The following is a 24,961-nucleotide window of genomic DNA, read 5'->3' as shown; positions in this document are numbered from 1 at the left end:
CTAACCCTCGGCGGGGCCCGGTGTGCCACGCGTGCCCGGTGGGTACTGGTGGCCCGACGCTGAACCCCCCGAGGAGCGCGATTGTCATGGCGATGCCCGGCCTGATGGCCACCGACGAGCGCAAGCTGCTGCGCATCTACCTGAACGACCACCTCGCGGGGGCCACCGCCGGCATCCACCTGGCGCGTCGCTGCCTGTCCAGCAACCAGGGGACCGCGCTGGGCGCCTTCCTGGAGGAGCTCCTGGTTGAGATCGGCGAGGACCGCACGACCCTCATGGACCTGATGGACGCGCTGCACCTGACCCGCGACCCGGCCAAGCAGGCCCTCGCGGTGGTCGGCGAGCGCGTCGCCCGGCTGAAGCTCAACGGCCGCCTGCGTGGCTACTCGGACCTGAGCCGCCTGGTGGAGCTCGAGGGCCTGGTCGGCGGCGTGAACGTCAAGCGGCGGCTGTGGCATGCCCTGCAGCGGGTCGCGTCCTCCTACGCCGCGATCGGCGCCACGGACCTCGACCGCCTCATCCACCGGGCGGACTCCCAGCTCGAGCGCCTGGAGACCTACCGTCAGGAGGCCGCCGCCCGGGCCTTCGCCACCGTCCGCGAGCCCAGCGAGCCCCGCGCCTAGCCGGCGGTGCCGCCGTCCGACCCGCCGGCTTTGACGGCGCGCACGATGGCCCCGTGGAGCCCGTCGGCGACCTCGTGGGTGAAGGTGATGTCGACGTCGGTGAAGCCGACCGCCGTCAGCCCCGCCCGGTACTCCCCGACCGACAGCGCCCCAGCGATGCAGCCGACGTAGCTGCCGCGCTCAGCACGGGCGGTGGGGTCGAGGCGGTCCTCGGCCACCACGTCGCTGATGCCGATGCGCCCACCGGGGCGCAGCACCCGGTGCATCTCGGCCATCACCGCCGGCTTGTCGACCGACAGGTTGACCACGCAGTTGGAGATGACCACGTCCACGGCGGCGTCGGGCAGGGGCAGCGCCTCGATCTCGCCCTTGCGGAACTCGACGTTGGTGGCGCCGGCCTCGGCGGCGTTGCGCCGGGCGAGGTCGAGCATCTCGTCGGTCATGTCCACGCCGTAGGCCTTGCCGGTGGGCCCCACGCGGCGGGCCGACAGCAAGACGTCGATGCCACCGCCCGAGCCGAGGTCGAGGACGATCTCACCCGCGCGCAGCTCGGCGACAGCGGTCGGGTTGCCGCAGCCAAGGCTCGCCAGGCGGGCGGCGTCGGGCAGGGCCGCCCGGTCGTCGGCGGAGTACAGGTCGGCCCCGAAGGCCGACTCGCTGCCGCAGCCAGAGCCGGGGCCGCAGCAGTCCGCGTCCAGCGGATCGGTGGCGGTCGCGGCGGCGGCGTAGCGGGTGCGGACCTGCTCGCGCAGGTCGTCCGAGGATGCTGAGGTGGCGGTCATGGCGTTGCTCCTTCGAGGTCGACGACGTCGGTCAGACGCCGCAGCGCGTCGGGATCCAGCGAGTAGTCGGCCCAGGTGCCGCGTTGCTCGCGGCGCAGCAGGCCGACGGAGACAAGCTTCTTCAGGTGGTGGCTGACCGTCGGCTGGCTGATGCCGAGCGGGCCGGTGAGGTCGCAGACGCACACCGGGCGGTCCGAGGCGGCCAGCATGTTCACGATGCGCACCCGGTGGGGGTCGGCGAGCGCCTTGAACAGCGCCGCGGTCACCGCCGCGTCCTCGTGCGAGAGGACGGCGGCACCGAGGGGGGCGCAGCACGCCGCAGGCGACTGGTCCGCCGACGGCTCACACCCGGTGGGCATCTGGCATCCTCCTAGATCGATACTCGTCGATGCATACCAGCATGCCACCTAGATCGACATTCGTCAATGTCTTATCCATCGACGGCCGCGGGGAGGATGGGGACCATGGAACGCATCGGGGAGCGCGTGCTGAGCTGGGCCTCGGTGCTCGACGAGCAGGCCCGCGAACAGGCGCTGGCGACCGCGAGCGTGGCCGTCGTCGACGGGCACGTCGCGCTCATGCCCGACGCCCACCTCGGGATGGGGTGCGCGGTCGGGTCGGTGATCCCCACCCGGGAGGCCATCATCCCCGCCGCCGTGGGCGTGGACATCGGCTGCGGCGTCATCGCCACGCGGACGTCGCTGTCCGCGGAGGACCTCCCCGACAGCCTCGACCCCCTGCTCGACCGGTGGGCCGCCACCATCCCCGCCGGCCTCGGCTACTGGCACGCCGACGAGGACCCGGCCTGGCGGGCCTTCGTCGCCCGACACGGACTGCCCGAGTCGGTGCACGCCGACGCGCGCCTGCGCACCAAGGCACCCCGCCAGTTCGGCACGCTGGGCAGCGGCAACCACTTCCTGGAGCTGTGCACCGACGAGGCCGAAACCGTCTGGCTCATGCTGCACTCCGGATCACGCGGGCCCGGCAACACCCTGGCGCTGCGCCACATCGCAGCCGCCAAGGGGGTCATGCGGCGCATGGCGGTGGCGCTGCCCGATCCCGAGCTGGCCTACGTCGCCCAGGGCACGCCGGAGTTCGACGCCTACATCGCCGACCTGCTGTGGGCGCAGGCCTACGCGTTCGGCAACCGCGAGCGCATGATGCAGGTGGCCCTGGACGCCCTGGCCACCGCCACCGGCCGCGATCCCGACCTGGCGGTGCGCACGATCAACAACCACCACAACTACGCCCGCCGCGAGCGCCACTGCCTCACGGAGCTGTGGATCACCCGCAAGGGCGCCATCTCGGCGCGTGACGGCGAGCTCGGCGTGATCCCGGGGTCGATGGGCACCGGGTCGTTCGTCGTGCGCGGCCTCGGCAACCCGCAGGCGTACCTGTCCGCCGCCCACGGCGCCGGCCGGGCGATGTCGCGCCGGCAAGCCCGCCGGACCTTCGACGTCGACGACCTGGAGCGCGCGATGGCGGGCCGCACCTGGCTGCGGGAGGCGGCCGCGCAGCTGATCGACGAGATCCCCGGCGCCTACAAGGACCTCGACACGGTGATGGCCGACCAGACCGACCTCGTCGAGGTCGTCCACCGCCTGGAGACACTGGTCAACTACAAGGGCGTGGAGAAGGGCAGCCGGCGCGCCACGTCGTGACGGGTTGGCCGTGCGCCGCACGTCCCGTCTCGCCGGCCTGGCAGGACCTCGTCGAGTGCGCAATCGGCGTCCGAGAGCGGCATCGACGCCATTGGCGACTGGGCGTGGGACTGGCGTACAGTGGGCCGCGGGCGGCGACGCTGGAGGCCCACGCATGGCGTTGACGAACGATCTGCCATCACCTCTCTCGCTTGTGGGCCCGGGCGAGCTGGCGTTGCCTGGCATGGACGCGGCCATGCGGGGCGGTCCGGACGACGCTTCCGGCACCAGCTTCTGGGTCGCCCAACGGTGCGCGCCGAACCGCTGGGTGTTGGCAGTCGGCGACGCGTCGGGGCGCCAGGGCAGGGCCGCGCTCGCGGGCAGCGAGGCCGTCCAGGCGGCTCGCAGCTACCACACGGGCGTCACCTCGGCGATGCAGCTGCTGAACCGTCGTTTCGCCCCGGTGAGCGGGGACGGCCACGGGACCCTCGGCCTCGTCTTTGCGGTCCTTGAGCTCGACCGCTGTGGCGCCTGGGTCACGATCGGTTCCGCCGGCCATCCCCGCCCGGTGCTGGTGCGCCGGGCGGGATGGATCGACGTCCGGGGCCAGGCAGGTCCTCCGCTGGGCACGGCCGGGGGGTCTGGCTACGGCGAGGACCGCGTGGGCTTGGGTCCGGGCGACGCGCTGGTGTTCACCGCTGGCGGGGTTGCCGACGCCCGTGACGCCGCCGGTGAGGCCTTCTCCGAAGAGCGCCTGCCGGAGACGCTCCTGGCCGCGGTGGGCCAACCAGCCGGCGTGCTGGCGGCCGAGGTGCTCGGGGCAGTGTCTGACCACGTTGGCGGCGACGCTCCTGCGGAGGCGACGGTGCTGGTCGTGCGTGTGCCCGACGACGCCGCGGACGACCCCGACAAGCGTCTGCGCAGCGCCCTGCCGACCTTGTCCGCCGACGGCGCCCTGCCCGGCTACCCGGTCGGCGTGCCGCACTGGGCGCCGAACCAGCGGCCGACCCCACCGCGCGAGGCACGCATCCTCCTCCCACCGGCGGAGTCCTCGGTGCCCGTCGGGCGCCGGTTCGCCAGGGGCGTCCTGCACAGCTGGCGCCTGTCCGACCTCGCCGAGGTCGGCGACGTCGAGCTCACGACGAGCGAGCTGCTGGGCAACGCCGTGCGATACGGCGAAGACGACATCACGGTGCTGCTCGGCTACGACGGCACCCGGGTCCGCGTCGCGGTCGGCGATGGGTCGCGCCTCCTGCCGCAGTCGCGACCGGCCGGCGCCTTCGACGTCAGCGGTCGCGGCCTCCCCATCGTCGAGGCTCTCGCCGCCGCGGTCGGTGTGTCACCGACCGTCGACGGAAAGCGCGTGTGGGCGGAGATCGACGCCAGCAGGTGACGTCGCGGGCGGGTGCCGGGAGCCCGAGGCCATGGTCGCCAGCGTGGAGCGCGTGGCGGGCAGGGACCGCTACGACACCGCCGCCCGCGCCCGCTGACCTCGCCGTCACCACGGCGGCGACGCACGCTGGCTGCCCGGCCACCCCAATCCGTCGCCGCCCGGCCCACGAACACCCATGGCCACCGCCCTACCCCAGCATGCCCCCCCAAACCTCGGAGTCTCGTGTGACCGACGATCCCCGCCTTCCCCGTGTCGTCCTGCGCGGCATCGGTGCCGTCTTGCTGGCGACGCAGGGGGTCGTCCATCTGTGGCTGTGGCGGGACGGCTACGCCGAGATCCCGGTCATCGGCCCGTTGTTCCTCGCCGGCGCCCTGACCGCGTTCGTCCTCGCGGTCGCCGTGCTCGCCACGAACAACCGGGTGGTGGTCAGCGCGGGCGTGCTGTTGTCGCTGGGACAGGTGGCCGCGTTCACCGTCTCGAGCAGCGTCGGGCTCTTCGGATTCGAGACCCAGTGGACCTGGTCGGGCCCGGAGGGCGCGGCACTGTGGTCCGAGCTGCTCGCGGCCATCGCCCTGATCGCGCTGGTCCTGTGGCGCCGCAACGCGGTGCACGATGCGGCTGCTGGGTTCGCAACCGCCCGGTAGGGGTACTGCTGTCCCGTGGGCGGGACCGATCAGGTGGAAGCGGCGACCGAGCGGGCGGCAGACGTCAGCGAGCGCCTGCCCGGCAGTGTGCGTGCCGTCATCGAGGGTGCCGCCCGGCACCAGACGCTGGTCCTCGCCGCAGGGCTGGCGTTCTTCGGCCTCCTGTCGCTCAGCCCGGCGGTCGGCGTGGGGCTGGGGCTCCTGCGGATGGTGGCACCCGACCACCTGATCAACACCCTGATCGACACGCTGCAGCACAGCTTCCCCGAGACCCTGGGGCTCGGTGGCCTGCTGGAGCAGATGCAAGACCAGGGCGCCAGGTACGCCGGTGTGGGGATGGTCGTGCTGCTCTGGCCCGCCACGACCCTGGCGAGCGGGTGGCGGCGCGCGCTCGATGCCGTGTGCGAGCAGGAGAGCCCGCTGGCGATTCGCGGTCTGCTCGGGCGGGTCAAGGGCCTCGCCGTCGGCCTGGTGCTGCTGGCCGGGATGCTCCGCTGCCCTGGTCGAGGCTGTGGGTGGGAGCGGCGTGGTCGACGCTCGGCGTGGCCGTCGTGACCGTCGCGTTGGCGCTCGCCCTCACCGTGGCCGACCAGCTCGCCCAGCAGTACCCGCCCGCGCTGTCCACGGCCGTGGTGCTGGGCCTGTGGCTGTACGGGGCGAACCTCAGCCTGCTGCTCGGCGCGGAGCTGAACACCGCCCGCCAGACGCGCCGGTCCGCCGGGTAGCCCCTGCGCGGCATGCTGGACGTGCCGGGTCGGGGTAGCCCGCTCGCGCGATCGAGAGGATTCGTCCATGACCGTCTACGACATCAGTGCCCCCTTGCGGGGCGACCTGCCGGTTTGGCCCGGGGAGCAGGGGCTGCGCCGCGAGCTCGTCGCCGAGCAGCCCGAGGACCCGGCGACGGTCTCCCACCTGTCGCTCGGCGCCCACACGGGCACCCATGTCGACGCGCCCGTGCACTTCCTGCCCGGCGGCGGCGGCGTGGAGACGTTCCCGCCCGACGCGTTCGTCGGCCGCTGCCACGTCGTGGACCTGCGCGGGGTCCACGAGCGTATCGGCGCAGACGACCTCAGCCGCGCCGACCTGCCGGCCGGGGCCGAGCGGATCCTGGCCCGCACCCGCAACTCGGGATGGAGTCGCACCGATCGCGCGTTCCGCGAGGACTACGTCGCCTATGACCCCTCGGCCGCGCAGTGGTGCCTGGATCGGGGCGTCCGGCTGCTCGGCATCGACTACGTGTCGATCGAGACCTTCGCCGCCCAGCACGACGGCTTCCCCGTCCACAAGGCGCTGCTCGGGGCCGGCGTCGCGGTCCTCGAAGGGCTCGACCTCGACGGTGTCGCGGCCGGGGCCTACGACCTCGCCGCGCTGCCCCTGCTCCTGCCCGGCTCCGACGGCGCGCCCGCACGGGCGGTGCTCGTCGGCTGAGGGGTGGTTCGCCGGAGCTTGCGGAGGACACACCACCCCCAGCGGACGCGTAGCCCGCAGGTGTCCCGCGGTATGGTGCCGCAAGTCGACTCAACGGAGGGGCTCATGGCCAACAAGAAGGAAGTGGCGAAAAAGGCGGGGATCCTGGTCGCCGTCAAGAAGGGACTGGGCAAGCTCACCAAGCTGGCCGTGGTCGCCGGCATCGGCGCGGCGGTCGTGAAGGTCCTGCGCCGCCAGGAGTCCTAGCCGACCGATGGACGGGCCGGTGCGCGTGCGCGCACCGGCCGGATCTGCGGTGTGACGACGTCCGTCAGGCGAGGTCGAAGCGGTCGAGCATCATGACCTTGTCCCACGCCGCCACGAAGTCGCGCACGAACTTCTCCTGCGCGTCGTCGGATGCATAGACCTCCGCCATGGCGCGCAGCTGCGAGTTCGACCCGAAGACGAGGTCGGCGGCGGTGGCGGTCCACATGACCGCGCCCGTACCACGATCGCGTCCTTCGTACACGTGCTCGGACGACGCGGACGCCTTCCACTCCGTGCGCATGTCGAGCAGGTTCACGAAGAAGTCGTTGGTCAACGTCTCGGGCCGGTCGGTGAACACGCCGTGCCGAGCATGCCTGTAGGTGGCGTCCAGCGCCCGCATGCCGCCGAGCAGCACCGTCATCTCGGGAGCGGTCAGCGTCAGCAGGTTGGCCCGGTCCACCAGCAGGGTCTCGGGCGACAGCTTCGCTCCGGGACGGAGGTAGTTGCGGAACCCGTCCGCGGCCGGTTCGAGCACGGCGAAGGTCTCCACGTCGGTCTGCTCCTGCGAGGCGTCGGTGCGCCCCGGCGCGAACGGGACCGTGAGGTCGTGCCCGGCGTCCTTCGCCGCCTGCTCGACGGCCGCGCAGCCGCCCAGGACGATCAGGTCGGCGAGCGAGACCTTCGTGCCGCCGGACTGCGCGGCGTTGAAGTCCTGTTGGACCTGCTCGAGGGCCTGGAGCACCGTGGCCAGCTGGGCCGGCTCGTTGGCCTCCCAGTCGCGCTGCGGGGCGAGGCGGATCCTCGCCCCGTTGGCCCCGCCACGCTTGTCGGTGCCGCGGAAGGTGGCCGCCGACGCCCAGGCGGTGGAGACCAGATGGGAGACGGACAGTCCCGAAGCGAGGATCGTGCCCTTGAGGGCGGCGACGTCGGCGTCGGTGATCAGGGCGTGGTCGACCTCGGGGACCGGGTCCTGCCACACCTGGGGCTCGGCAACCCACGGGCCGAGGTAGCGCGAGACGGGCCCCATGTCGCGGTGCAGCAGCTTGTACCACGCCTTGGCGAACGCGTCGGCGAACTCGTCGGGGTGCTCGTGGAAGCGCTTCGTGATCGGCCCGTAGATCGGATCCACCTTCAGGGCCAGGTCCGTCGTCAGCATCATGGGGGCGTGGCGCTTCGACGGATCGTGGGCGTCGGGCACGGTCCCCTGGGCCTCGGGGTTCTTGGGCGTCCACTGCTTCGCCCCGGCGGGGCTCTCCGTCAGCTCCCAGTCGTACCCCCACAGGTTGTCGAGGAAGCCGTTGTCCCACTGGATCGGCTCGTTGGTCCAGGCGCCCTCCAGCCCACTGGTGAGGGTATCTGGGCCCTTACCGCTGCCGTAGGTGTTGTGCCAGCCGAGGCCCTGGTGCTCGACGGGGCAGGCGTCGGGTTCGGGACCGAGGTACTCCTCCCCGACCGCACCGTGGCACTTGCCGAAGGTGTGGCCGCCGGCGATGAGCGCAGCCGTCTCCTCGTCGTTCATCCCCATCCGGCCGAAGGTGTCGCGGATGTCCTTGGCGGCAGCCACCGGATCCGGGTTGCCGTTGGGGCCCTCCGGGTTCACGTAGATCAGCCCCATCTGCACGGCGCCGAACGGTTCGGCGAGCTCCCGGTCCCCGCTGTAGCGCTCATCGCCGAGCCACGTGTCCTCGGGCCCCCAGAAGATCTCCTCGGGCTCCCAGATGTCCTCGCGCCCGAAGCCGAAGCCGAACGTGGACAACCCCATCGACTGCATGGCACAGTCGCCGGCGAAGACCAGGAGGTCGGCCCAGGAGATCCGCCGGCCGTACTTCTGCTTGACCGGCCAGAGCAACCGGCGTGCCTTGTCGAGGCTCGCGTTGTCGGGCCAGCTGCTCAGGGGCGCGAAGCGCTGCGCGCCGTCGCCGCCACCACCCCGGCCGTCGTGGATGCGGTACGTGCCCGCGGCATGCCAGCTCATCCGGATGAACAGCGGCCCGTAATGGCCGTAGTCGGCCGGCCACCAGTCCTGCGACGAGGTCATCACCGCGAAGATGTCCTGCTTCAGCGCCTCGACGTCGAGCGTCGCGAACTCCGCGGCGTAGTCGAAGTCCTCGTCCATCGGGTTGGACCGGGGCGAGTGCTGGTGGAGGACCGAGAGGTCGGGCTGGTTCGGCCACCAGTCCCGGTTCGTCCGGGGCCGCGTCGCCTCGGGAGTCGGGGCGGGGACTACGGGGTTCTCGCTTTCGCTGACGCTGTCAGACACGGCGTCCCTCTCCTTCGTCGCTGTTTCCTTCTTCCCGCCGGGAACAACCAGCGGCAACACATGGCGGCGGTGGCGGATGTGCGGGTGCCTCGACACTACCCTTCGACGTCGCGGGTGGGCAACGCAGCGGCCGAGGCGCGACAATGGCGACGTCATGTACCGTTTCCTGCTGTCCCCCAAGTGGATCGTCGGCCACGTGCTGGTGGTGGGACTCGCCGTGACGTTCGTCCTGCTGGGGTTCTGGCAGCTCGACCGCCACGAGCAGCGCACGACGCGCAACGCGCTCGTGGCCGAGCGGATCGACGCCCCCGCCGCCGAGCTGTCCGACCTGGCGGGCCTGCCCGCCGACGACCTCGCGTACCGGCGGGTGCGGCTGTCCGGGCGCTACGTGGTGGACGAGGAGGTGCTGCTGACCCCGCGGGCCCGTGACGGGCGGCCGGGCCACCACGTGCTGAGCCCGCTGGTCACCGACGCGGGTGATGCCGTGATCGTCGACCGGGGTTGGGTGCCCTTCGAGCTCGCCGACCCGCCGGTGCCCCAAGCCGCGCCCCCCGAGGGCGAGGTGCGTGTCTCCGGCCTGGTGTTCCCCGACGAGCCCACCGCCCGGTTCACCCCGGGGATCCGCGCGGAGGGCCACCTCACGACCGTGTCGCGCGTCGACCTCGAGCGCCTCCAGCAGCAGGTCGAGCGCCCGCTGCGGCCCTACTACGTGCTGCTGCAGGACCAGGACCCGGCCGGTGCGGACCTCCCGGTGGCCGCCGACACGCCGGAGCTGACCGCGGGCAACCACCTGTCCTACGCGGTGCAGTGGTTCCTCTTCGCCGCCGTCGGCCTGGTCGGCTACCCCGCGCTCGTCCGCCGCACGGCGCTGGAACGCCGCGACGAGGCGGCGGCCCCCGACGACAGCCGGGCCGCGACCGGCGACCTGAGCGAGCTGCCGGCCCCGTAGCCGGCCCGCCCCCGGCATGGCCGGGCGGCCCCGATGGTATGAGGTGGACATCCCCGATCCGACTCCGGGAGGCCGAGGCGCATGTTCGCCGACCGTCGAGACGCCGGCCGACAGCTGGCCGCGCAGCTCTCCCACTACGCCGACGCCGACGCGGTCGTGCTGGCCCTGCCCCGCGGGGGGGTGCCGGTCGCCGTGGAGGTGGCGGCGGCACTGGATGCCCCGTTGGACGTGATCGTCGCCCGCAAGCTCGGCGCGCCCGGACGGCCCGAGCTGGGTGTGGGTGCCGTCGCCGAGGGCGGCGACCCGATCTTCGACCACGACGCCCTCGGTCTGCTCGGACTGGACGTCGCGGATCTGGCGGACACCGTCGAGGCCGAACGTGCCGAGCTCGACCGGCGCGTGCACCGCTACCGCGGCGAGCGTCCCCTGACCGCGGTGCGGGGGCGCACCGCGGTGCTGGTCGACGACGGGCTGGCCACCGGTGTCACCGCCCGCGCGGCGCTGCGGGCGCTGCGCGGCCACGGGCCCGACCGTCTGGTGCTCGCGGTGCCGGTCGCCGCCCCCCGCACGGCCCGGCGCATGGCCGACGAGGCCGACGACGTGGTGGTCGTCGCCACCCCCCCGGGCTTCGCCGCGGTGGGCCAGTGGTACCGCGACTTCGCCCAGACCACCGACGAGGAGGTGCAGGCCCTGCTGGCCGCGAGCACCGACAACAGGTCCGGCGCCGGGACGACGGTGGGTGGGGCGCGGCGCCGGGACGCGCATGCCCGGGAGGTCACCATCCCGGCGGGGCACGCGCAGCTCGCCGGTGACCTCACCGTGCCCCGGGGAGCGCGCGGGGTCGTGGTGTTCGCCCACGGCAGCGGCTCCAGCCGTCACAGCCCCCGCAACCGCCAGGTGGCCGCGACCCTGCAGGAAGCCGGTCTCGCCACGCTGCTGATCGACCTGCTGACCCCCGAGGAGGAACAGGTCGACGCGCCGACGGGCGCGCTGCGCTTCGACATCGCGCTGCTGGCCACCCGGCTGGTGGCAGCCACCGACTGGGTCGCTGCGGAGGCCGCCACGAGCGGCCTGCCGGTGGGCTACTTCGGCGCCTCGACCGGTGCGGCGTGCGCGCTGGTCGCCGCCGTGGAGCGCCCCGACGTCGCCGCCGTGGTGTCTCGTGGCGGGCGCCCGGACCTCGCCGGCGCGGCGCTCCCCCGGGTGGCGGCACCGACGCTGCTGGTCGTCGGCGGCGCCGACACACCGGTGATCCAGATGAACCGCGACGCGATGGCGCGGATGACCGCGGGCACCCGCTTGGAGATCGTCGAGGGCGCCACCCACCTGTTCCCCGAACCGGGAGCCCTGGAGCGCGTGGCTGGCCTCGCGGTCGGCTGGTTCACCCACCACCTGTGACGGTGAGAGCGGTCAGGAGCGGTCGGCGGCACGGGCCCGCAGCGCCCGCTGGGTGCTGTCGCGCGCCTCGATGACCATCCGCCGCCCGGGCGCGGGCAGGCCCTCGAGCGCCAGCGCCCGGTCGGCCGCGGCGACGGCGTCCTCGCTCACCACCGGGGACGGGTACAGCCCGCTGGTGAGCAGCAGCGCCTCCTCGGGCGTGCGGGTCGCCCACACGTCCGCCAGCAGGTCGACGTAGGGATCGACGTAGGGGGCCAGGACCTCCTCCTGCCCGGCTTGGGAGAACCCGCCGACCAGCGCCCGCATCATGGCCAGGGTCAGATGGCGGTCCTCGGTGAGGGCGGCCCATGCCTCGGCCTTGGCCTCGGCGATGGGGCGGGCCGCGCGCGCGCCGGCGGCACGTCGCGCACCCATGTCGGTCTGGTCACGGTCGGCCTCGGCTGCGATCAGTGCCTCGTCGGCGTCGCCGACGGCGGCCAGCCCGCCGACCAGGTGCCAGCGCAGCTCGGTGTCCACGGCCAGCCCGGGCACCTCCACCGCACCGTCGAGCAGCCCGCGGGCCCAGGCCCGGTCCTGCTCGGTGGCGGCCAGGCTGGCGAGCTGGCGCACCCACACCAGCTGGCGGTCGCTGCCCGCCTCGGCTCCGTCGAGCTCGTGGCGCACGGCGTCGGCGAGCAGAGCCTTGGCGGCCTCGCGGTTGTCCGGGTCGCCGAAGCGCATGATGGCCGACACGGCCTGGCCGAGCAGCGACTGCAAGGTGCCGATCTCGTACTCGGCGGCGGCGTGGTCGGCCACCAGGCGGACGAACCGCCGGGCCGGCAGCTCGGCGTCGCGGGTCTGGTCCCACAGGGCGCCCCAGCACAGCGAGCGGGCCAGCGGGTCTGTGATCCGCGAGAGGTTGGCCAGCAGCGTGCCCACCGACCAGTCGTCGAGGCGCACCTTGGCGAAGGCGAGATCCTCGTCGTTGGGCAGCAGGAGGTCGGCGGCCTTCTCGTCGGCCAGCTCCTCGACCTCGGTGCTCGGCCCGGTCACGTCCAGCTCGACGCGCCTGGTGCGACCCAGCTCAGCGCGGGTCAGCGTGTAGCAGCCGACGACCAGCCGGTGGTCGCGCAGGGTCGGGTGCTCCTCGGTGGCCTCCTGGTTGATGGTGACCGCGTTGTAGCGGCCGTCCTCGGTCTGCAGGTCGATGCGGCTCGAGACCTCCACGCGCAGGGTGGTGACCCCGGCGGTCTGCAGCCACTGCTTGGACCACTCGCCCAGGTCGCGGCCGCCGGCGGCCTCCAGCGCCGCCAGGAAGTCGCTGAGCTCGGCGTTGCCGAACGCGTGGCGCGCGAAGTAGTCGCGGACCCCCGAGAGGAACGCCTCGCGGCCCACCCACGCGACCAGCTGCTTCAGCACCGACGCGCCCTTGGCGTAGGTGATCCCGTCGAAGTGGGTGCGCACCGCGTCGGTGTCGACGATGTCCGCGGCGATCGGGTGCGTGGTCGGCAGCTGGTCCTGGCTGAGGGCCCAGGACTTGGTGCTGCCCGCGAAGCGGGCCCACGCGGTGTCGAAGCGGGTCGCCTCGGCCAGGGCCAGGGTCCCCATGTAGGTGGCGAAGCTCTCGTTCAACCACAGGTCGTCCCACCAGCGCATCGTGACCAGGTCACCGAACCACATGTGCGCCATCTCGTGGGTGATCGTCGAGGCCCGTGACTGCCGTGCCGCGTCGGTGACCTTCGAGCGGAACACGTAGCCCTCGCTGAAGGTGACGCAGCCGGCGTTCTCCATCGCCCCGAAGCTGAACTCGGGGACGAACAGCTGGTCGTACTTGCCGAAGGGGTAGGGGTAGCCGAACGCCTCGGTGAAGAACGCGAACGCCTGGCGCGTGACCTCCAGGATCTCGTCGGTGTCGAGGTACTCGGCCAGCGACCGCCGGCAGTACACCCCGAGGGGGATGTCCTGGGCCGCCATGCCGTCGACCTCGAGGGTGAACGGCTCGTGGACGGCGTGGAAGGGACCGGCGACCAGGGCGGTGATGTAGGGCGACAGCGCGAGGGTCTGCCCGAAGCGCCAGGTCCCCGCCACGCCCTCGTCGGGGCGCTCCTCGGCGGCGGCGTTGGAGATGCACTCCCAACCGGCGGGAGCCTCGACACGCAGCGTGAACGGCGCCTTCAGGTCGGGCTGGTCGAAGCACGCGTACACGCGGTGGGCGTCGAACGGCTCGAACTGGGTATGCAGGTACACGTGGCCGTCCACGGGGTCGGTGAAGCGGTGCAGCCCCACACCGGTGCGCTGGTACCGGCAGCGCGCGTCCACGACGAGCTCGTTGCGCTCGGCCAGGTCCTCCAACCGCAGGCGATGGCCGGTGAAGGCCGCCGCGGGCAGCGCCTGGCCGTTCAGCGTGGCCGACTGGACCGACTCGGCGTCGAGGTCGATGAAGCTCGACGCCCCCGCCTGCGCGCACGCGAAGCGCGCGACGGTGCGGCTGGCGAAGGTGTCGCCGTCACCGGCCAGGTCCAGGTCGACGTCGTAGGCGACGTCGGACAGCAGCGCGGCGCGCGTGCGCGCCTCGTCACGGGTGAGGTTGTCGGTCGGCATCGCACGCTTCCCACTCGAGGGCTCTATGGACGCGCCTACCGTAGCCGAGCGCCGCCCGGGGCCGTGCGCAGGATGAGGTGCAGGTCGCCGAACTCGTGCCAGCGGTAGCCACCGTCGAGCGCCGCGGCGTAGCTGGCCGCCAGGAGCGGGCGCCCGGCGACGGCCGCCAGCAGGCGCAGATGCGACGAGCGGGGCTCGTGCCAACCGGTCAGGAGCCCGTCCAACGCCCGCACGCCGCGCTCGTGGGTGATCTCCAGGTCGGTCCAGCCGGCACCGTCCGACGTGACGCCGTCGGCGTGGGTGACGGTCTCAAGTGCCCGGGCGACGGTGGTGCCGACCGCCACGACCCGGTGCCCGCGCGCCCGGGCGTCGTTGACCCGCTCGGCGGTCGCGGCGGGGACCCGGTAGCGCTCGGGGTAGGGCGCCTCGCCCTCCTCCGGCGACGAGACCCCGGTGTGCAGCAGCAGGGGTGCAACACCGATCCCCGCGGCGACGAGGTCGGTGACCAGCCGCGTCGAGAACGCCCGTCCCGCGCAGGGCGACTCGGCGCTGCCGGGAACCCCGGCGAAGACCGTCTGGTTAGGCGTCAACGGGCCACTGGCGTCCACTGGTGCGGTAGCGGATGGGGTGGCCGTGCCGCCGCAGGTAGGCGATCAGGGGCAGCGGGAGGGTCAGCGTGGCGACCCACAGCCGGGACGACGCACCCGCCGAGCCCGGCCCCGCACCCGGGGCGTGGGGCGCGTGCAGGTGCAGTCGGCCCCCACCGGGCAGCGCAGCTCCACCAGCCAGCGCCGCTGCCCCTGCAGGGGTCCCGAGACGTGCGCGCGCAGGACCGTGCCGTCGGGGCGGGTCGCCGGCAGCGCGGCCGGCACCATCGCCGAGGTGTTGACCACCAGCAGGTCCCCCGGTGCCAGCAGCGCTGGCAGGTCGGTCAGCCGATGGTGGACCACCTGGCCGTCGGCACGCCTCGCGACGAGCAGGCGCACGTCGTGGCGCGCCCCGCCCCGCGCCTCCGGCGGCGCGTCGGCGTCCAGATGCGCGGGCAGGTCGAAGTCCAGGGCCCCGGCGTCGGCGGCGCCCAGGGCGCCCAGGGCGGTCACGGCGCCACCGGCGCCACCGGCGACACCAGCGCACGGGCCTCGTAGCGCCCGCTCGGCAGGTCCCCGTCGATCAGGCGGCGCAGTCCGGGCACGCTCGCCTCCGGCGGGGGACGGTCTGACGTGTCCTCGCCCGGGAACGCCTCGGCCTGCATGCGGGTGTCCATGTCGCCGGGATCCACGGCGTACACGCGCAGGTCGGGTCGCTCGGCGCCCAGCACGTTGACGGCCTGCTCCAGCGCCGCCTTCGACGAGCCGTAGCCGCCCCATCCGGGGTAGGGCTCACGGGCGGCATCACGAGGTGACCGCCACGATCGCCCCGCCGGGACGCAGCCGGGGCAGGGCCAGCTGCACCAGCCGCAGGGGCGCGAGGACGTTGGTGGCGTACACCGCCGCCAGCACGTCCACCGGGTAGTCGGCCAGCGGTGGCTGGGGGCTCGGGCCGAGCATGCTCGCGTTCAGCACGAGCAGCGCCAGGGGCCCTTGCGCGTCGACGGCTGCGACCAGGGCCCGGCGGTGGGCTTCGTCGGTGACGTCGCCGGGCACCGCGTGCACTGCCGGGTGCCCGGTGGCGGCGGCCAGGGCCGGGGCGTCACGGCCATCGGTGACGACGGTCCAGCCGTCGGCGGCCAGGCTGGCGCACAGGGCCCGGCCCAGACCGCGCGACCCGCCGGTGACCAGAGCGATGGACAGGGGGTGCATGGCAGGCTCCTTCGATCGTGTGCCACGAACGCTAGGAGCACACGGTGGGCCTGCCCTCCGCCGCAGGGCCCGGTCACCCTCGGCCGCTGGTCCTACGCCCCCGACTCCTGGTCGATCACCGCACCGTCGGCGTCGAGGAAGCGCCAGGTGAGGTCGGCGAGGTCGGGCGCGCCGAGCAGGGGTCCGTCGTCGGGGTCGGGCTCGGGCAGGAAGGCGGCGTAGGCCAGCGCGGGCCCGTCTGCAAGCGTCACCGGCCTCACGGTGGCGGACCGGCCCCCGGCTTCGAGCTCCACCGTCGCAGCGTTGGCGGGGGCGAAACCGACCACGAAGCCGCCCGTCAGCGCCGCCACCGGCAGGCCGGGGTCCGCGGGGTTCCGGCTGCACGTGGAGGAGCTCGTCGGCAGCGGGCCGTGCTGGACGGCAGCGGCGATGCAGACCGTGCCCGCGTCGACACCCGCCGCGGCCACCCACGGTGTGTCGACGTCGGCATTGGCTGCCACCAGCACGATCTGGCGGCACCCGGCGGCGTCGAGCAGCGCCTGGGCCCGCGCCCTGCCGTGCAGCCTGGCGGTCCCGGCCAGGGCGTCGCAGGTGGGGACCAGGGTGTGTGCGACCTCCTCGCGTTGCACCAGGGCCCCCAGGGACAGGGCGGTCGGGTGGTCGTCGGCAGTGACCAGCAGCACGGGGGGCACCGGGGCGTCGGGCGGCAAGAGGGCGTCCAGCGCGGCGCGGTCCTCGGCCGCGGCGGCGTCGAGGCGGTCGACGGCCGCGACGCCGGCCTGGGCGCGCAGCTCGTCGGCGAGGTCTGCCGCTGCGGCGTCGGGCTCCAGCACGAGCGCCACCTCGGTGGCCTGCGCGAACCGCCACAGGCCCTCGAACCCCACGCCGAACAGGTTCGTCCGGGGGCCGATCTCGCCGGGCGCGACCGCCTCCACCTCCCCGATGTCCGCGCCGTCGGGCGAGGGGCCGCGATCGTCGGGCAGGGCGCCGTCGTCGTCGACGCAGGCGGCGAGGACGAGGGCGGCGAGGACGAGGGCGAGGAGTGGACGTCGCATCGGGTGGACCTGTCCGTCGAACGGCTGTCGCGGCGTCCTCTCGGTGCGCCCCGGCAGGGTGGCGGTGTCGGGCGTGCTAGACGAGACCCTCGCGGACCGCCTGCAGGGCCGCTTGGGTGCGGTCGGCGACGCCGAGCTTGGCCAGGACGTGGGAGACGTGGGTCTTGACCGTCTTCTCGGCCACGGCCAGCTCGCGGGCGATCAGCCGATTGGTGAGCCCTTGCGCCAGCAGCGCCAGCACCTCCCGCTCCCGCGGGGTGAGGTCCGGTGCCGGCGTCGACGGGGGCTGGGCGACCTCGCGCATCACCGCCCCCGCGGCGCCCGGGTGCAGCAGGGCCTCGCCGCGGTGCACGGCGCGGATCGCCTCCTCCAACGCTCGCGGCCCGGCGTCCTTGAGCAGGTAGCCGGCTGCGCCGGCCCGCACGGCGGGCACGACCAGGTCGGTGTCGGAGAAGCTCGTCAGCACGATCAGCCGGGTGGGCAACCCGAGCGCGGCGGCCTGCTCGAGCACCGCCAGGCCGTCGGTGCCGGGCATCACGAGGTCGAGCAGGGCGACGTCGGGTCGCAGGTGACGCAGCTTGCGCACGGCCTCGTCCCCATCGGCTGCCTCACCCACGATCTCCATGCCCGCAAGGGTCGACAGGAAGGCGCGCAGCCCCTGGCGCACGACGGGGTGGTCGTCGACGACCAGCACGCGGATGCGCTCAGTCATCGCGCTCCGCGACCGGCACCTCGAGGCGCACGGTCGTCCCCGCCCCCACCCGCGAGTCGATCGTCAACCGCCCGCCGACCGCGGAGGCGCGCTCGTGCATCGACGTCAGCCCCAGCCGGCTGCTGCGCACCGTGAGGTCGTCGGGATCGAAGCCGGCGCCCTGATCGCAGACCTCGACGACCACGCGTTCCTCGTCGACGGTGACCACCACGTCGACGCTGCCGGCGGCGGCGTGGCGCACGGCGTTGTGCAGCGCCTCCTGCACCACCAGGAAGACGTGGCGCGCCCGCTCGGCATCGAGCCGGACGTCCCCGCCGACGCGCAGCCCCACGTCGAGGTCGTGCACCCGGGCGACGACGCCCACGTGCGCGCGCAGGGCAGCGACCAGCCCGTCGGCGGTGGGGTCCGCCGGACGCAGCTCCACGATCAGGGACCGCAGCTCGGCAAGGATGTCGCGCGCCAGACCCTGCAAGGTACGGATGTGCGCCGTCGCCACCACGGGGTCGGCGGTCACCGTGACCGCCGCGGCCTCGGCGACCAGGTTCAGGCTGAACAGCTTCTGGGTCATCGCGTCGTGCAGCTCCCGGGCGAGCGCGGCGCGCTCCTCGATCATGGTGAGCTCACGGGTGCGTTCGCTGAGACGCACGTTCTCCAGCGCCACCGCGGCGTGCGCGGCGAGCAGCTCGATGACCTCCTGGTCCGCGTCGGTGAACCCGCCCGCAGCCTCCTTGTCGGTCACGTAGATCGCCCCGATCACCGCGCCGTCGGCGGCGATCGGCACGCCCAGGAAGGACCGCATCTCCGGATGCGCGGGCGGCCAGCCCCAGGAGCGCGGGTCGCGGGTGATGTCCAGGGTGCGAAAGGACGCGGGCTCGTCGAGCATCGCGCCGAGCAGGCCGTGGGTCCGCGGCAGCGGACCGATGGCAGCGGTCTCCTCCGCGGTCAGCCCGGTGGTCAGGAACTGGGCGAAGCCGCCGTCGCCGTCGGGGATGCCGAGGGCGGCGTACCGCCCCCCGGCGAGGGTGCGCGCCGCCTCGACCAGGCGCCGCAGGACCGTGTCGGCGGTGCGCTCGGCGGCCACCGCCAGCACGGCGTCACCCACAGCGACGGAGGACGGGGTGCCACCCGGCGGACGAGCGTCGTTCACGGTCCTCACGATAGCCGAGGCGCAGTGACCCCGATCGTTCGCGCCTGGGTTCACGCGGGCCCGATCGCGGGTACGCGTGCACGACGCCGACGACAAGGACTGCACCATGAGCAGCGCCCGCGAGCGCTGGCGTGCGACAGCCACGCCGACCACCACGAGCACTGCCGGCTCTGCGCCCAGGCCTGCCACCGGTGCGCGGAGGCGTGCCGGGTGCTCCTGGAGAGCCGGGCCTAAGCTACCGTCGGAGCGGGGGGGTCGGCCAGCCGATCCAGCGCCTTGTCCCAGTCGTCGACGAAACGCCCGTCGCGCTCGGGGTCCCACAGCGGCGTGGTGCGCGACCTACCCGTGAGCGCCTGCCCCTGGCGCACCAGCTCGTCGACCTCGTCCATCGTGCGGGCAGCGCAGCTCCTCGTACACCTTGCGCGGGATCACGTTCGGCGGGCGCCCTCGGAACGTGCCGTCCGTGACCAAATTTGAGGTCCGCTGTTGCTCAAGCCATGCGCGTTGAGCGGGCTCCACGGCAAGGTCGACGGCCCGGCGGTACTCGTCGTCGGCCTCTCGGTGGCGGCCGACCTCGCGTAGCAGGTGGGCGCAGGTGGCATGGAACGGCTGGTAGTCGTCTAGAGCCAAGCGGTCGACGACCGCGAGCGCGGCGGCGGGCCCCTCGGTCTCGCCCAGGGCGATGGCGCGGTTCAGTGCGACCACCGGGGTGGGCTGCACGGCGTAGAGATGGTCGTAGAGCGCCAGCACCTGCGGCCAGTCAGTCTGCTCGAACGTGGCCGCGTCGGTGTGCACCGCGGCGATCGCTGCCTGAAGCTGGAAGGGGCCGGGCTCGTTCCGGTTGAGGAGCCGGCGGACGATCGCAAGGCCCTCGTCGATGAGCGACCGGTCCCAGCACGACCGGTCCTGGTCGCGGAGCACGACCAGCCGGCCGTCAGCGTCGTGTCGTGCGGGTCGGCGCGCCTCGGCGAGCAGCAGCAGCGCGAGCAGCCCGGCTACTTCCGGCTCGTCCGGCAGCAGGTCCCGCAGCACCCGTGCGAGTCTGACCGCGTCCGCGCAGGGGTGGCCGTCGCGGTCCGCCCCCGCGTTGTAGACGAGGTAGACCACGGTGAGGACAGCTGCGAGCCGTACGGGCAGGTCGTCCTCGTCGGGCACCCGAAACGGAATCCGCGCCTCCCGGATCTTACGCTTGGCCCGCACCAGGCGCTGCGCCATCGTCGGCTGCGAGACCAGGAAGGCAGACGCGACCTCCAGGGTGGTGAGCCCCCCGAGCAGCCGCAGGGTCAGCGCGACACGGGCCTCTGTTGACAGTGCGGGGTGGCAGCAGGTGAAGACGAGGCGGAGCTGGTCGTCCTTCACGGCGCCCACCTGCCGCGGTTCGTCGTGCCCGGGTTGCTCCACGACGAACGCGTCCTGCACCGCGTCCTCGGCCAGGTCGATCGAACCGAAGATGCGCACGAGCGTGGCCACGGATCGGCCGGAATCCTCACGGACGATCCGGCCGATCGCGGCGGCGTCGACGTGGCCCGTCATCCGTGCTCAGGACTGGGCCCGGAACGGCCGGAGCTCGATGGGGGCGTGCACGCACCACATGACGCGTCGGCTCCATTCGACCGCTGCTGCTCCTCGTCAAGGATCCAGAATCCACCCAGGTGCTCCTTGGCTTCGAGGTACGGCCCGTCGGTGGCCACGACGTCGTCGTCGGCCCGGGCCCCAGTGCGGTCCTTGGCCCGCAGGACCGTGGTGACCGTCGCTTCGGCTGTACGCCCCAAGGCCCGCATAGGTGATCAGCCGCTACGCCAGGGTTGTCGCCTGCCTGTAGCGTGGCGGCTCGAGGCTCGAGGAGGACGATGTGAACTACGGGCTGTGTGGGAAGATCGTCGCGAAGCCCGGCAAGGGTGACGTTTTGGTGGACCATCTGCTGGAGGCCGCGGGAGCACTCGAGGACGTCGCGGGTTGCCACCTGTACGTGGTCAGCCGAGACGCCCACAACGCCGACTCCATCTGGGTCGTCGAAGTCTGGGATGACGCTGAGGCGCATCAGGCGTCGCTGGACCTGGAAGCGATCCAGCAGTTGATCGCGCGTGCTCGTCCCGTGATCGCAGAGATGGGCGACCGCTTCGAGTTGCAGCCCCTTGGCGGGAAGGGCCTTCGGCCTCCCCCCAGTTAGCAGCGGCGGATTCAGCGACCCGTTGAATCCGCCGCCGCTACCAGTAGGTTCGCTGGCGTCCCGCACCTCGGTCGTGGGCCAACGGATCCATCCCTCTACTTCGGCGACGCACCCTCTTCCTCGACGCTGCGGAGGAAGTCGGTCAGAAGCTCTCCACACCGGGCGGGCGCGTCGAACCAGATCCCGTGCCCACCGGGGAGGATCTCGATCCTTCCGTCGGGGAGCAACTCGACAGCCCGGATCCCGGCATCGGGCGACTGCACCTTGTCGGTGTCCCCCCAGATGAGCTGCACCGGCACATGGCAGTTCGTGAGCTCCTGGTCCGTGACGACGAGGTGTGGGTGGGGCCGGCTCCAGCGGAAAGACTCTGGTCCGAGGGAAGCGGTCGTCGGTCCTGCCAGCGCCATCGCCGCCCCCAATGCATCGAACAGCGCTTCCGGCACGCCCTCCAACCCCTGCTTGCCGCCGATCATGGCGAGCACCCGCCGCATCATGCGTGGCGTCGGAGAGGGTGCCAGCGCGGTCATGAGCCGACCCAGCAGGCGGTTGCTGCTCAGCGACATCGGAAACGGGATCCGTGCGCCCGGCAACGCGAAGGCGGGGGCGCTGATGAGCGAGAGCGCGGTGACTCGCTCCGGCTGCTGCAGCGTGAACCGCAACGCGTACATGCCACCAAGTGAGCTGCCAACCAGTGCGGCACGCTGGAGTCCGAGCGCGTCCAGCACCGAGCCGACGAACGCGGCCTGGTGCTCGGCGAGGTCCACGCAGGTGTAGTCGAAGGCATCGGCCAGGCCGCAGCCAGGGAGATCGATCAGGTTCAGGGACCGGGCCGGTAGGTGGGGCAGCAATGGGGTCCATACCGTCGCCGTCATGCCTCCACCGTGGAACAGCACGGTGGGAGCTCCCCGCCCGCAGCGCACCACGCGCGTGACCAGCGGTGGATCGTCAACGCTGAGCGATTCGGATGAGGCGTCCACGCCGTAGTGGGCGAACACCGCAGCTTCGGCGGCGCCCAGACGCGCCCGCTCCCGCTCGATGCGATCCACCATGTCGCCGGCCCTCCCCGCCCGTGGGACAAGTATGGGCAAACGCAGCTCAGGCCGTCAACGAAACCTCCGGGCAAACACGCATCTCGCGGCGGAGGACCGCCATCGGTGTGCCGCGGCGGATTCACCGAGGCCGTTGCAGCGACCCGTTGAATCCGCCGCCGATAACCCTAAGGCCGTGGGTATCGCCTGGCACGGTCCGACGGGAGGCGACATGCGGTATGCACTGCTTCTGTACCTGGACCCGGCACGCGCAGCGATGACCACAGCTGCTGAGGCAGCAGCCGAGCTCTCGGCCTACACCGAGATCACTCATGACCTCGCAAAGGCCGGCGTCCTTCGCTCGCGGAGGGGAAGCCTTCATGCCCAGGGAGACCGCACGGGTCGTCAGCGTCGCAAACGGCTCCATGGCAGCCGGCCCGGCACTCCCTGCTGGCCTCGAGCTCAGCGGCTTCTACATCCTTGAGTGCCAAGTTTCCCGAACCCTGGCGGCTGTAGTCGCTCCTGCCTGGTCCAGCCTGCTACCGGAGGTTGTTCACAGCCGCTCCCAGCAGCTACCCGACGTATCCCTATTGGTCGTGTCCTGAACCCGTGAGCCCCACCCAGTCGATGACCGTGCGCGCGTAATCGGCGGCGACCTCCAACGGCGGCGCGTGACCCACACCGTGCAAGACCACCAAGTTCCAGTCGGGCCGGTGCGCAGTCCAGTCATCGATCGACGCGCGGGGAGTGAGGCGATCCTCATCGCCCCAAACAAGAAGAGTCCGCGCCGCGACCCGGCGCATCGCGTCGAGCACGGATCGCCGCCAGACGAACATCAGCGACATGACTGAGGCATACACCGTGACCGCGCTTCCCAGGCGTGTCGACTAGACCGCCGACATCTCATCTCGCATGAGACCGGCGATTTCCGCCGACATCTTCGTCAGGTCACCGCCCGTATTCCATCTGCTACCCGAAATCGACGCGGGATCGTTCAGTTGCTGCAGGTTCCACGCGAGGATCCGTCTCTCCGAAACGCGGAGCAGCGCACGGGCGACCGGCGCGACGACCGCCAACCCAGCGCTGCCGAGGGTCCGCCACATGCGCGCCTCGCCCGCGCTCAGCGGGGGAGGGAAGTGCCGGAACAACCAACACGAGTCCGGCGACCCGTTCGGGTGCCTGGTCGGCGAACAGCAGCGCAATCATCCCGCCCGCCGACCAGCCGTGAACCACGACCAGATCGAGTTCGAGTGCGTCGCTGAAATCACGCAGGAACAGCGCGTTGGCTTCGATGCTCGCCGCGCGCCGGTTCGGCAGCGCGGTGTGGCCGGCGATCGTGCCGGGCAGGTCTACCGCGATCGCATGCGCGTGTGCCCGCAGCCCCGCGAGTACGTCGAGCCAGTTCGAGGCGCCGTTGGCAGGGTTGGGAACGAGCAGGTGAACCGGCTGATCCGACGTCCGGGTGTGATCCGTTACCAGGTAGTGCACCTTCGTGCCGTGCACATCGACCGTCTCGCGGCGGATCCCGGACCAGCAAGCGGCGCGCTCACCCCAGTCGGTGTACTGCATACCCCAGGCTACGCCGGCGGTTCGGCCTGTCGGTTCCTGCGACAGGCTCCTGAGTGCCGAGGGTTCGGTTATCCGTTGAATCCGCCCCGCCTACACGAATGCGGACCATGGCCCGCAGGACCGATGTCTATATGCCTCCGGCGAGGTAGCGGGCGATGGCGTAGGTGGCGTGGCGGTTGAGGGCGTGGCGGGAGCGGTCGTAGCGTCGGGTGGTCTTGGGGTCGGCGTGGCGGGCGAAGTCCTGCATGTCGGCAAGGAAACGCCGGCGTCCAGGCCAACGGTGATAGCGCTGTGTCGCAGCCCATGGGGAGTCAGGTGTTTGATGATCCCGGCGTCGCGGGCGAGCGCGGCGACCAGGTACTGGACGTTGTAGACGGTCATTCGCCGGCCGGCGGTGTTGCGCAGCAGCGGCCCGCCGGACCGACCGTCGACAGCGGTCTCGATCGCTTGCATGGTCGGGGGGGCGAGCGCGATCACGGTGGGCTTGTCGCCCTTGGTGGTGCGCAACGCCAGGGTGTGGTGCCAGGAGTGGTTGCCGACGTCGGTGACGTCGCAGGCGATGAGCTCGCCGCAGCGCAGGCCGTTGAGGCCCAGCAGCATCGCTGCGGCCCACCAGGCACCGCCGTGGCGTTCGGCGGCCGCGAGCCAGTCGGTGAGCTGGTGGCGGGTCAGGCTCGACGTGGTCGACTCTCCCGGACGGCTGGGGCGACGGATCGCCTCGACGGGGTTGCGGTCGACGAGTTGTTCGCGCAAGCACCAGCGGTAGAACGCCGAGACCGCTGACACGCGAGCGGCGATGGTGTTCGCTGCATACGGGTGCTGCTGCATGTCGGTGATCCAGCGTTCGACCACGCGTGGGTCAGTGTCACGAAGCACGTCGTGCTCATGGCGGGTGCACCAGGTGAACCAGCCGCCGAGGATGAACCGGTAGTTCGCCCGTGTGCGCTGGGACCAGTAGCCGGTGAGGAACGACTCGAGCAGGAGCGGCACGTCATCAACACGGAGCGAGGTGGTGGCCATGGCATCTCCATTCGATGGACATGCCGTCACCGTCCTCCCAAACAGAGTCAGCCACCAGCCCTACGCCGCGAGGGCCAGGCTGTGGCGGTGTGCCGGACGGGTGACAGCCCGGCGACCGTTGCCCCGTCCCCCCGAAACGGACTACTATTCAGACCATGACGACGCTGCCGGTGAGCGAGGCGAAAGCCAAGCTGAACGAACTTGCTCGCCTCGCCCACGCCGAACATGAGCGGTTCACCCTCACGCGCAACGGCCGCGCCGAGGCAGTGTTGCTGTCCATCGACGACCTCGAAGGACTCGAGCTGACCCTGGAGGTCCTCTCCGACCAGGAGTCGGTCGCCGCGATCACCCAGGGTCTGGCCGAACTCGACGCCGGAGCCCAAGGCACTTCGTTGCAGCAGGTCCGCGACGAGTTCCGTGGGCGCTCGGAAGTCGGTGCCTGAGCCGTCGTACACCATTACCTTCGGGTGCAGATTTTCTGAAGGGACGTCTGGGTGGGGCGGAGCCTGTGACGGGCT

At 72.3% G+C, this 24,961-nt stretch carries 28 protein-coding genes and 1 pseudogene; 12 read left to right on the top strand and 17 right to left on the bottom strand.

Annotation, left to right across the window (positions count from 1 at the left end; translation table 11 throughout):
- Positions 1-86: 86 nt before the first annotated feature.
- Positions 87-623: a hypothetical protein gene (locus WD250_02650; protein MEX2619097.1), complete on the top strand. Its 537-nt coding sequence runs from the start codon at positions 87-89 to the stop codon at positions 621-623.
- On the opposite strand, the gene arsM is transcribed toward WD250_02650, so the two are convergent.
- Both arsM and WD250_02640 read right to left on the bottom strand, forming a co-directional pair.
- Complete coding sequence (gene arsM / locus WD250_02645) at positions 620-1,405, bottom strand: arsenite methyltransferase (protein MEX2619096.1); 786 nt, start codon at positions 1,403-1,405, stop codon at positions 620-622. The genes WD250_02650 and arsM overlap by 4 nt on opposite strands.
- Positions 1,402-1,764 carry a metalloregulator ArsR/SmtB family transcription factor gene (locus WD250_02640; GenBank protein MEX2619095.1) on the bottom strand — a complete coding sequence of 121 codons (363 nt, stop codon included), beginning with the start codon at positions 1,762-1,764 and terminating at the stop codon, positions 1,402-1,404. Before WD250_02640 ends, arsM begins: the two co-directional genes overlap by 4 nt.
- 105 nt (positions 1,765-1,869) lie before the next feature.
- Here WD250_02640 and WD250_02635 point away from each other — a divergent pair, with 105 nt between their 5' ends.
- The 7 genes from WD250_02635 (at position 1,870) to WD250_02605 (ending at position 6,756) form a co-directional block, all read left to right on the top strand.
- The gene (locus tag WD250_02635) at positions 1,870-3,066 is read left to right on the top strand and encodes an RtcB family protein (protein MEX2619094.1); all 1,197 of its coding nucleotides are present in this window, start codon (positions 1,870-1,872) and stop codon (positions 3,064-3,066) included.
- A gap of 235 nt (positions 3,067-3,301) precedes the next feature.
- Complete coding sequence (locus WD250_02630; protein ID MEX2619093.1) at positions 3,302-4,438, top strand: ATP-binding SpoIIE family protein phosphatase; 1,137 nt, start codon at positions 3,302-3,304, stop codon at positions 4,436-4,438.
- Positions 4,439-4,662: 224 nt separating this feature from the next.
- Positions 4,663-5,082: a hypothetical protein gene (locus WD250_02625; GenBank protein ID MEX2619092.1), complete on the top strand. Its 420-nt coding sequence runs from the start codon at positions 4,663-4,665 to the stop codon at positions 5,080-5,082.
- Between the two features lie 15 nt (positions 5,083-5,097).
- Complete coding sequence (locus tag WD250_02620; GenBank protein MEX2619091.1) at positions 5,098-5,637, top strand: YhjD/YihY/BrkB family envelope integrity protein; 540 nt, start codon at positions 5,098-5,100, stop codon at positions 5,635-5,637.
- Entirely contained in the window at positions 5,625-5,807 is a 183-nt protein-coding gene (locus WD250_02615) for a hypothetical protein (GenBank protein MEX2619090.1), read from the top strand. Before WD250_02620 ends, WD250_02615 begins: the two co-directional genes overlap by 13 nt.
- A 67-nt stretch (positions 5,808-5,874) precedes the next feature.
- On the top strand, positions 5,875-6,510 hold the full coding sequence (locus WD250_02610; protein MEX2619089.1) for a cyclase family protein: 636 nt from the start codon (positions 5,875-5,877) through the stop codon (positions 6,508-6,510).
- A 105-nt stretch (positions 6,511-6,615) separates the two neighbouring features.
- The gene (locus WD250_02605) at positions 6,616-6,756 is read left to right on the top strand and encodes a hypothetical protein (protein MEX2619088.1); all 141 of its coding nucleotides are present in this window, start codon (positions 6,616-6,618) and stop codon (positions 6,754-6,756) included.
- 64 nt (positions 6,757-6,820) lie between these two features.
- Here WD250_02605 and katG read toward each other — a convergent pair whose 3' ends face one another.
- Positions 6,821-9,016 (bottom strand): catalase/peroxidase HPI, encoded by a 2,196-nt coding sequence (gene katG, locus WD250_02600; protein ID MEX2619087.1) that lies wholly within the window; start codon positions 9,014-9,016, stop codon positions 6,821-6,823.
- A 154-nt stretch (positions 9,017-9,170) separates the two neighbouring features.
- Here katG and WD250_02595 point away from each other — a divergent pair, with 154 nt between their 5' ends.
- Positions 9,171-9,965, top strand: coding sequence for an SURF1 family protein (locus WD250_02595; GenBank protein ID MEX2619086.1), 795 nt, complete (start codon positions 9,171-9,173; stop codon positions 9,963-9,965).
- Positions 9,966-10,046: 81 nt separating this feature from the next.
- Complete coding sequence (locus WD250_02590; GenBank protein MEX2619085.1) at positions 10,047-11,363, top strand: phosphoribosyltransferase family protein; 1,317 nt, start codon at positions 10,047-10,049, stop codon at positions 11,361-11,363.
- A gap of 12 nt (positions 11,364-11,375) precedes the next feature.
- On the opposite strand, the gene pepN is transcribed toward WD250_02590, so the two are convergent.
- The 10 genes and pseudogenes from pepN to WD250_02540 form a co-directional block, all read right to left on the bottom strand.
- Complete coding sequence (gene pepN, locus WD250_02585; GenBank protein MEX2619084.1) at positions 11,376-13,943, bottom strand: aminopeptidase N; 2,568 nt, start codon at positions 13,941-13,943, stop codon at positions 11,376-11,378.
- 35 nt (positions 13,944-13,978) lie between these two features.
- On the bottom strand, positions 13,979-14,533 hold the full coding sequence (locus WD250_02580; protein ID MEX2619083.1) for an S-adenosylmethionine:tRNA ribosyltransferase-isomerase: 555 nt from the start codon (positions 14,531-14,533) through the stop codon (positions 13,979-13,981).
- 81 nt (positions 14,534-14,614) lie between these two features.
- A complete protein-coding gene (locus WD250_02575) occupies positions 14,615-15,043 on the bottom strand; it encodes an S-adenosylmethionine:tRNA ribosyltransferase-isomerase (GenBank protein MEX2619082.1) in 429 nt (142 codons plus the stop codon).
- Positions 15,040-15,321 (bottom strand): annotated as a pseudogene (locus WD250_02570) (hypothetical protein). Before WD250_02570 ends, WD250_02575 begins: the two are co-directional and overlap by 4 nt.
- A gap of 13 nt (positions 15,322-15,334) precedes the next feature.
- Positions 15,335-15,742 (bottom strand): SDR family oxidoreductase, encoded by a 408-nt coding sequence (locus WD250_02565; protein ID MEX2619081.1) that lies wholly within the window; start codon positions 15,740-15,742, stop codon positions 15,335-15,337.
- Between the two features lie 92 nt (positions 15,743-15,834).
- Positions 15,835-16,797 (bottom strand): hypothetical protein, encoded by a 963-nt coding sequence (locus WD250_02560; protein ID MEX2619080.1) that lies wholly within the window; start codon positions 16,795-16,797, stop codon positions 15,835-15,837.
- 76 nt (positions 16,798-16,873) lie between these two features.
- Positions 16,874-17,509, bottom strand: coding sequence for a response regulator transcription factor (locus tag WD250_02555; GenBank protein MEX2619079.1), 636 nt, complete (start codon positions 17,507-17,509; stop codon positions 16,874-16,876).
- Positions 17,502-18,656, bottom strand: a complete 1,155-nt coding sequence (locus WD250_02550; protein MEX2619078.1) for a GAF domain-containing protein — start codon at positions 18,654-18,656, stop codon at positions 17,502-17,504. The genes WD250_02555 and WD250_02550 overlap by 8 nt, the downstream gene beginning before the upstream one ends.
- A 230-nt stretch (positions 18,657-18,886) precedes the next feature.
- Positions 18,887-19,045, bottom strand: coding sequence for a hypothetical protein (locus tag WD250_02545; protein MEX2619077.1), 159 nt, complete (start codon positions 19,043-19,045; stop codon positions 18,887-18,889).
- Complete coding sequence (locus WD250_02540; protein ID MEX2619076.1) at positions 18,996-20,189, bottom strand: DUF6596 domain-containing protein; 1,194 nt, start codon at positions 20,187-20,189, stop codon at positions 18,996-18,998. The genes WD250_02545 and WD250_02540 overlap by 50 nt, the downstream gene beginning before the upstream one ends.
- Positions 20,190-20,508: 319 nt before the next feature.
- Between WD250_02540 and WD250_02535 the strand changes: the two genes are divergently transcribed.
- Complete coding sequence (locus WD250_02535; GenBank protein ID MEX2619075.1) at positions 20,509-20,826, top strand: putative quinol monooxygenase; 318 nt, start codon at positions 20,509-20,511, stop codon at positions 20,824-20,826.
- Between the two features lie 95 nt (positions 20,827-20,921).
- On the opposite strand, the gene WD250_02530 is transcribed toward WD250_02535, so the two are convergent.
- From WD250_02530 to WD250_02515, 4 genes are all read right to left on the bottom strand, one after another.
- Complete coding sequence (locus WD250_02530; protein ID MEX2619074.1) at positions 20,922-21,875, bottom strand: alpha/beta hydrolase; 954 nt, start codon at positions 21,873-21,875, stop codon at positions 20,922-20,924.
- Between the two features lie 566 nt (positions 21,876-22,441).
- Positions 22,442-22,699 (bottom strand): hypothetical protein, encoded by a 258-nt coding sequence (locus WD250_02525; GenBank protein ID MEX2619073.1) that lies wholly within the window; start codon positions 22,697-22,699, stop codon positions 22,442-22,444.
- A gap of 124 nt (positions 22,700-22,823) precedes the next feature.
- A complete protein-coding gene (locus WD250_02520) occupies positions 22,824-23,423 on the bottom strand; it encodes an alpha/beta fold hydrolase (protein MEX2619072.1) in 600 nt (199 codons plus the stop codon).
- A 90-nt stretch (positions 23,424-23,513) separates the two neighbouring features.
- Positions 23,514-24,443: a tyrosine-type recombinase/integrase gene (locus WD250_02515; protein ID MEX2619071.1), complete on the bottom strand. Its 930-nt coding sequence runs from the start codon at positions 24,441-24,443 to the stop codon at positions 23,514-23,516.
- 155 nt (positions 24,444-24,598) lie between these two features.
- On the opposite strand from WD250_02515, the gene WD250_02510 reads away from it, so the two are divergent.
- Positions 24,599-24,886, top strand: coding sequence for a type II toxin-antitoxin system Phd/YefM family antitoxin (locus tag WD250_02510; protein MEX2619070.1), 288 nt, complete (start codon positions 24,599-24,601; stop codon positions 24,884-24,886).
- The last annotated feature ends 75 nt before the right edge of the window (positions 24,887-24,961 follow it).

Source organism: Egibacteraceae bacterium (assembly GCA_040905805.1).
Lineage (GTDB): Bacteria > Actinomycetota > Nitriliruptoria > Euzebyales > Egibacteraceae > DATLGH01.
The sequence above is the reverse complement of the archived record's forward strand: the minus strand, read 5'-3'. Positions and strand labels throughout refer to the sequence as shown.

What these genes read in the sequence shown, in the direction of transcription:
- WD250_02560 (MEX2619080.1), bottom strand. Translation starts at nt 16,797, where the DNA reads ATGCGACGTCCACTCCTCGCCCTCGTCCTCGCCGCCCTCGTCCTCGCC.
- arsM (MEX2619096.1), bottom strand. Translation starts at nt 1,405, where the DNA reads ATGACCGCCACCTCAGCATCCTCGGACGACCTGCGCGAGCAGGTCCGC.
- pepN (MEX2619084.1), bottom strand. Translation starts at nt 13,943, where the DNA reads ATGCCGACCGACAACCTCACCCGTGACGAGGCGCGCACGCGCGCCGCG.
- WD250_02595 (MEX2619086.1), top strand. Translation starts at nt 9,171, where the DNA reads ATGTACCGTTTCCTGCTGTCCCCCAAGTGGATCGTCGGCCACGTGCTG.
- WD250_02635 (MEX2619094.1), top strand. Translation starts at nt 1,870, where the DNA reads ATGGAACGCATCGGGGAGCGCGTGCTGAGCTGGGCCTCGGTGCTCGAC.
- WD250_02515 (MEX2619071.1), bottom strand. Translation starts at nt 24,443, where the DNA reads ATGGCCACCACCTCGCTCCGTGTTGATGACGTGCCGCTCCTGCTCGAG.
- WD250_02565 (MEX2619081.1), bottom strand. Translation starts at nt 15,742, where the DNA reads ATGCACCCCCTGTCCATCGCTCTGGTCACCGGCGGGTCGCGCGGTCTG.
- WD250_02650 (MEX2619097.1), top strand. Translation starts at nt 87, where the DNA reads ATGGCGATGCCCGGCCTGATGGCCACCGACGAGCGCAAGCTGCTGCGC.
- WD250_02510 (MEX2619070.1), top strand. Translation starts at nt 24,599, where the DNA reads ATGACGACGCTGCCGGTGAGCGAGGCGAAAGCCAAGCTGAACGAACTT.
- WD250_02545 (MEX2619077.1), bottom strand. Translation starts at nt 19,045, where the DNA reads ATGGACGAGGTCGACGAGCTGGTGCGCCAGGGGCAGGCGCTCACGGGT.
- WD250_02590 (MEX2619085.1), top strand. Translation starts at nt 10,047, where the DNA reads ATGTTCGCCGACCGTCGAGACGCCGGCCGACAGCTGGCCGCGCAGCTC.
- WD250_02640 (MEX2619095.1), bottom strand. Translation starts at nt 1,764, where the DNA reads ATGCCCACCGGGTGTGAGCCGTCGGCGGACCAGTCGCCTGCGGCGTGC.
- WD250_02610 (MEX2619089.1), top strand. Translation starts at nt 5,875, where the DNA reads ATGACCGTCTACGACATCAGTGCCCCCTTGCGGGGCGACCTGCCGGTT.
- WD250_02555 (MEX2619079.1), bottom strand. Translation starts at nt 17,509, where the DNA reads ATGACTGAGCGCATCCGCGTGCTGGTCGTCGACGACCACCCCGTCGTG.
- WD250_02525 (MEX2619073.1), bottom strand. Translation starts at nt 22,699, where the DNA reads ATGTCGCTGATGTTCGTCTGGCGGCGATCCGTGCTCGACGCGATGCGC.
- WD250_02530 (MEX2619074.1), bottom strand. Translation starts at nt 21,875, where the DNA reads ATGGTGGATCGCATCGAGCGGGAGCGGGCGCGTCTGGGCGCCGCCGAA.
- WD250_02520 (MEX2619072.1), bottom strand. Translation starts at nt 23,423, where the DNA reads ATGCAGTACACCGACTGGGGTGAGCGCGCCGCTTGCTGGTCCGGGATC.
- WD250_02605 (MEX2619088.1), top strand. Translation starts at nt 6,616, where the DNA reads ATGGCCAACAAGAAGGAAGTGGCGAAAAAGGCGGGGATCCTGGTCGCC.
- WD250_02540 (MEX2619076.1), bottom strand. Translation starts at nt 20,189, where the DNA reads ATGACGGGCCACGTCGACGCCGCCGCGATCGGCCGGATCGTCCGTGAG.
- WD250_02630 (MEX2619093.1), top strand. Translation starts at nt 3,302, where the DNA reads ATGCGGGGCGGTCCGGACGACGCTTCCGGCACCAGCTTCTGGGTCGCC.